General features: G+C 59.5%; 5 protein-coding genes and 1 pseudogene. 4 read left to right on the top strand and 2 right to left on the bottom strand.

The genetic code is table 11. The annotated features are described in order from the left end of the window. Positions 1-128: pseudogene (locus BZ163_RS35220) on the top strand (IS110 family transposase); the annotation flags it as partial. 100 nt (positions 129-228) lie between these two features. Here BZ163_RS35220 and BZ163_RS00485 read toward each other — a convergent pair. Together BZ163_RS00485 and BZ163_RS00480 are read right to left on the bottom strand one after the other, a co-directional pair. Next, on the bottom strand, positions 229-687 hold the full coding sequence (locus tag BZ163_RS00485; protein WP_128869378.1) for a transposase: 459 nt from the start codon (positions 685-687) through the stop codon (positions 229-231). 231 nt (positions 688-918) lie between these two features. Next, positions 919-1,359 (bottom strand): heme-binding protein, encoded by a 441-nt coding sequence (locus BZ163_RS00480; protein ID WP_128869377.1) that lies wholly within the window; start codon positions 1,357-1,359, stop codon positions 919-921. Positions 1,360-1,624: 265 nt separating this feature from the next. On the opposite strand from BZ163_RS00480, the gene gcl reads away from it, so the two are divergent. The 3 genes from gcl (at position 1,625) to BZ163_RS00465 (ending at position 5,360) form a co-directional block, all read left to right on the top strand. Beyond that, positions 1,625-3,400, top strand: coding sequence for a glyoxylate carboligase (gcl, locus tag BZ163_RS00475; RefSeq protein ID WP_128869376.1), 1,776 nt, complete (start codon positions 1,625-1,627; stop codon positions 3,398-3,400). A 133-nt stretch (positions 3,401-3,533) separates the two neighbouring features. After that, positions 3,534-4,316, top strand: coding sequence for a hydroxypyruvate isomerase (gene hyi, locus BZ163_RS00470; protein ID WP_128869375.1), 783 nt, complete (start codon positions 3,534-3,536; stop codon positions 4,314-4,316). A gap of 153 nt (positions 4,317-4,469) precedes the next feature. Next, the gene (locus BZ163_RS00465; protein WP_128869374.1) at positions 4,470-5,360 is read left to right on the top strand and encodes a 2-hydroxy-3-oxopropionate reductase; all 891 of its coding nucleotides are present in this window, start codon (positions 4,470-4,472) and stop codon (positions 5,358-5,360) included. Positions 5,361-5,455 lie beyond the last annotated feature (95 nt).

Raw genomic sequence — 5,455 nt, 5'->3', positions numbered from 1 at the left:
GAGGCTTGGCAAAAACCCAAGCCCTGGTCATCCTCGCCCGCAAGCTGTGCCGGGTGGCATTCGCACTCATGAAAAACCAAAGCGAATACCAGCCGAATTTAAGGTTGCAGGGTTCCCCTGCAACATAGAATCTCCCACAGTGAATTGGTGGTGTTCACATATTTTGTGTTCACCACGAATCATGGTGGGAGCGGGCTTGCTCGCGAAAGGGACAACTCGGTCTTGAGACTAAACCCAAATGGCATCCCACAACGGATAGTCGCCAAGCTTCTCAACCAGCCTCGCCCGCAATGGATTGGCGACAACATACCGGGCCAGCTTCACCAAATCCTCCTCTCGCCGCAAAGCATGATCATGAAAACTCTGCTGCCAAAGACTACCTGCCCTGCCAGTCGCAGCATTGATTGATCGGGTACTCAACGATTTAGTTGAGCACATCAATTGGCCCAATGACCCTTTTTGCAACTGGATCAACCAGTGAAAATGATCGGGCATGATCACAAAGGCCAAGGAGTCGGCAAACCCTTGATCATGAGCTTGTTTGAATTGGTGTACGACTTTCCTGCCCAAGGTGTAATCCCTGAAGATAGGCTCCCGCTTGAGGGTATTGGCTGTCAGAAGGTAGATGCGGTTTTGCTCGGCATAGCGGCCGATACGCAGGCGGTGTGATGATGAAAGTTCAGGCATTCCCTTGCCTCTCTCATGGATGAATTCATGAGAAGGCTAGCTCAGTAAACTGAAAGCTGAGGGACAGACTTTTGGCCGGATGTGTCTGGGAGATTGCCTTCGCGAGCAAGCCCGCTCCCACAGGGGATTGGTGGTGTTCACATATTTTGTGTTCACCACGAACCAGTGTGGGAGCGGCGGTGCGACGATTCGACTTGCTCGCGAAAGCGCTAGATCAAACTACAAAAGATGTCAGGCACTCACCCCCGCATCCGCCCGCAACCCCAGCGCCTCGATCACACTGATCGCACACTGCTCATCAACATCCGACAGATCCCCGCTGATCCCCACCGCCCCCAGCACATTCCCGTCCTGATCCCGAATCAGCACCCCGCCCGGCGCCGGCACGACACTGCCCTGCCCCAAGCTGTTCAAGGCCGCGATAAATGCCGGGCGTTGTTGGGCATCCAGCGCCAGCAGGCGTGAGCCCTTGCCCAGCGCAATGGCGCCCCAGGCTTTGCCGATGGCGATCTGCGGGCGCAGCAGGCTGGCGCCGTCCTCGCGCTGCAGGGAGACCAGGTGCCCGCCGGCATCCAGCACGGCGATGGTCAATGGGGCCGCGGCGATTGCACGCCCCGCGGCGATGGCCTGGCTGGTCAGGTTGACTGCGACTTTCAAGGTTAAAGCGCTCATGGTGCTGTCCTCATTTTGTTATAGGGAAAGCCGTTGGACTGCTTTTGTGCAGAAGTCCGCTGCCACAAATAGAACACAATGAGTTATTTTTTTGTATACAATAATTCACGAAAATCGCCACATGCGACGAAAAGCCACAGCAGATCAGGCTTCCGACAAATGGAACAGACGCTTGATAAAATGGATTGACCTGCGTCGCCCACCGTGAATACACTCTGCACAAAGCCACTTGTATACAATTATAAAACGTAAGAGGCACAAAACCATGAGCAAAATGAGAGCAATCGAAGCCGCCGTTCTGGTGATGCGCCGTGAAGGGGTTGATACCGCTTTTGGCATCCCCGGCGCCGCAATCAACCCGCTGTACTCCGCCTTGCAGAAGGTCGGTGGCATCGATCACGTCCTCGCTCGCCACGTTGAAGGCGCCTCGCACATGGCCGAGGGCTTCACCCGCACCAAGGCCGGCAACATCGGCGTGTGCATCGGTACTTCCGGCCCTGCCGGGACCGACATGGTCACCGGGCTCTACAGCGCCTCGGCCGACTCGATCCCGATCCTGTGCATCACCGGGCAAGCACCCCGCGCCCGTATGCACAAGGAAGACTTCCAGGCGGTCGACATCACCGCCATCGTCAAGCCAGTGACCAAGTGGGCAACCACCGTCATGGAACCGGGCCAGGTGCCCTATGCGTTCCAGAAAGCCTTCTACGAAATGCGCTCCGGCCGTCCAGGTCCAGTCCTGATCGACCTGCCGTTCGACGTGCAGATGGCTGAAATCGAATTCGACATCGACGCCTACGAACCGCTGCCGCTGGCCAAGCCCGCCGCCAACCGCGTGCAGATCGAGAAGGCCCTGGCCATGCTCGATCAGGCCGAGCGCCCGTTGCTGGTCGCCGGTGGCGGCATCATCAATGCCGACGCCAGCGAGTTGCTGGTGGAGTTCGCCGAGCTGACCGGTATCCCGGTCATTCCTACCCTGATGGGCTGGGGCACGATCCCGGACGATCACCCGCTGATGGTCGGCATGGTCGGCCTGCAAACCTCGCACCGCTACGGCAACGCGACGATGCTCAAATCCGACCTGGTATTGGGCGTCGGCAACCGCTGGGCCAACCGTCACACCGGTTCGATCGACGTGTACACCGAAGGCCGCAAGTTCATCCACGTCGACATCGAGCCGACGCAAATCGGCCGCGTGTTCAACCCGGACCTGGGCATCGTGTCCGACGCCGCGGCCGCGTTGACCCTATTCATCGAAGTCGCTCGTGAATGGCAAGCCGCCGGCAAGCTGAAAAACCGCAGCGCCTGGCTGCAGGATTGCCAGCAGCGCAAGGCCACCCTCCAGCGCAAGACTCACTTCGACAACGTGCCGGTCAAGCCGCAGCGCGTCTATGAAGAGATGAACCAGGTGTTCGGCAAAGACACCTGCTACGTCAGCACCATCGGTCTGTCGCAGATTGCCGGCGCGCAGTTCCTGCACGTCTACAAGCCGCGCCACTGGATCAATTGCGGTCAGGCAGGCCCTCTGGGCTGGACCATTCCGGCGGCGCTGGGCGTGGTCAAGGCCGACCCGACCCGCAAGGTCGTGGCCCTGTCGGGCGACTACGACTTCCAGTTCATGATCGAAGAACTGGCGGTGGGCGCGCAGTTCAAGCTGCCGTACATCCACGTGGTGGTCAACAATTCGTACCTGGGACTGATCCGTCAGGCCCAGCGCGGTTTCGACATGGATTACTGCGTGCAGTTGTCCTTCGATAACCTGAACGCTCCGGAACTCAACGGTTACGGAGTCGACCACGTCGCGGTGGCCGAAGGCCTCGGCTGCAAGGCGCTGCGAGTGTTCGAACCGGCCCAGATCCAGCCTGCCCTGCGCAGGGCCCAGGAACTGATCGAAGAGTTCAAGGTACCGGTGATCGTCGAGATTATTCTGGAGCGCGTGACCAACATTTCCATGGGCACCGAGATCAACGCCGTCAATGAATTCGAAGACCTGGCGCTGGTCGGCAACGATGCGCCAACGGCGATTTCGATGCTGGACTAACAGCTGATCACTCCCCTGTAGGAGCCGGCTTGCCGGCGAAAGCGGTATGTCAATCGACATGAATGTGTCTGACACCCCTTCGCCAGCAAGCGCTCCTACAAGGGGGGACCTCACACATTCAAGGGAAACCACCATGCCGCGTTTTGCAGCCAACCTGTCCATGCTGTTCACCGAACAGGATTTTCTTGCCCGTTTCGAGGCGGCCGCCAAGGCCGGCTTCAGTGGCGTCGAATACCTGTTTCCTTACGACTTCAGCTCCGCCGAGATCAAGGCCAGGCTCGACGCCAACGGCCTGACCCAGGTGCTGTTCAACCTGCCGGCCGGTGACTGGGCCAAGGGCGAGCGCGGTATCGCCTGCCTGCCGGACCGGGTCGAAGAGTTCCGCGCCGGGGTCAAGCTGGCGATCGCTTACGCCAAAGTGCTGGGCAATACCCAAGTCAACTGCCTGGCGGGTATCCGTCCACAAGGCGTCGACGATGCCACCGTGGAAAAAACCTTCGTCGCCAACCTCAAGTACGCGGCCGACACGCTGCAAGCGGCGGGCATCAAACTGGTGATGGAAGCGATCAACACCCGCGACATTCCCGGTTTCTACCTGAACAACACGGCGCAAGCCCTGTCGATTCGCGAGCAGGTCGGCAGCGCCAATCTGTACCTGCAATACGACATCTACCACATGCAAATCATGGAGGGCGACCTGGCCCGCACCATGGCCGCGCACCTGGGCGAGATCAACCACATCCAGTTGGCCGACAACCCGGGGCGCAACGAACCGGGCACCGGTGAAATCAACTACCGCTTCCTGTTCGAACACCTGGACCGCATCGGTTACCAGGGTTGGGTTGGCTGTGAATACAAGCCGCTGACCACCACTGAAGCGGGTCTGGGCTGGCTGAAAACCCATAACGCAATCTGACACAGATCCCTGTAGGAGCTGGCTTGCCAGCGAAGGCAATGTCACTGCCAATAAAGAGGCTGGATGTGATGGCCTCTTCGCCGGCAAGCCGGCTCCTACAAAAGCAGTGCTCCCCTATTTGCTTGAGCAAGAAAAAAACAAGAGGAATTTCTCATGGCTAAAATCGGATTTATCGGCACCGGCATCATGGGCCACCCAATGGCGTTGAACCTGCAGAAAGCCGGGCACAGCCTGTTCCTGTCGGCGCACCACGACGCCGCCCCGGCCGACCTGATCGCCGCTGGCGCGGTCGCCCTGGCCAACCCGAAAGAAGTCGCCCAGGAAGCCGAATTCATCATCATCATGGTGCCGGATACTCCACAGGTCGACGACGTGCTGTTCCGCGCCGACGGCGTTGCGGCCGGTGTCGGCAAAGGCAAGGTGGTGATCGACATGAGCTCGATCTCGCCGACTGCCACCAAGGCGTTCGCGGCCAAAATCAACGAAAAAGGCGCGCAGTACCTCGACGCGCCAGTGTCCGGCGGTGAAGTCGGCGCCAAGGCCGGGACCCTGAGCATCATGGTCGGCGGCGATGCCGATGCCTTCGAACGCGTGTTGCCGCTGTTCCAGGCCATGGGCAAGAACATCACCCTGGTCGGTGGCAACGGCGACGGTCAGACCGCGAAAGTGGCGAACCAGATCATCGTCGCGTTGAATATCCAGGCCGTGGCCGAAGCCCTGCTTTTCGCCTCGAAGAACGGTGCCGATCCAGCCAAGGTGCGTGAAGCCCTGATGGGCGGTTTCGCTTCGTCGAAGATCCTCGAAGTCCACGGCGAGCGCATGATCAAAGGCACCTTCGACCCGGGCTTCCGCATCAGCCTGCACCAGAAGGACCTCAACCTGGCCCTGGCCGGCGCGCGTGAACTGGGGATCAACCTGCCGAACACCGCCAACACCCAACAAGTGTTCAGCACCTGCGCGGCCATCGGTGGCAGCAACTGGGACCACTCGGCGCTGATCAAGGGCCTGGAACACATGGCGAATTTCTCTATTCGCGATAAATAAGCGAGCCCTGCACAAAACCCCTGTGGGAGCGGGCTTGCTCGCGAAGACGGCTTCACATTCAACAAAAATGTTGACTGACACACCGCTTTCGCGAG

Source organism: Pseudomonas sp. VI4.1 (assembly GCF_002029345.1).
Lineage (GTDB): Bacteria > Pseudomonadota > Gammaproteobacteria > Pseudomonadales > Pseudomonadaceae > Aquipseudomonas.
Note: the sequence above shows the minus strand (reverse complement) of the source record. Positions and strands in the feature narration are given on the sequence as shown.